Here is a 251-nt window from a genome sequence, read left to right as displayed (position 1 = left end):
AAACGCATCGTCGGCATTGTTGCATCCGTCCCCGTGGCCGCCGCCGAGATATCGAAGCGACAGTACATTCCTCGTTGCCTCCAGTGCCGCATCGATCGACGCATCACCAGGATCTTCGTTGCGCCAGAATCGCCGTACCCCGATACCCAGAGCAAGCGCCGAAAACAGGAACACGGTACCGAACACCAGCGCGAGGAAGTTGTGCGGAAAGATCGCGTAGAAATTCGACCCTGCAATGTCGGCAGCCGATC

At 58.6% G+C, this 251-nt stretch carries 1 pseudogene; it reads right to left on the bottom strand.

Annotated elements, in window-relative coordinates:
- Positions 1 to 251, bottom strand: a pseudogene (locus R0K30_RS22830) (hypothetical protein); the annotation flags it as partial.

The sequence above is a fragment of the Bacillus sp. SIMBA_154 genome (assembly GCF_046536015.1).
Taxonomy (GTDB): domain Bacteria; phylum Bacillota; class Bacilli; order Bacillales; family Bacillaceae; genus Bacillus; species Bacillus pumilus_P.
Note: the sequence above shows the minus strand (reverse complement) of the source record. Positions and strands in the feature narration are given on the sequence as shown.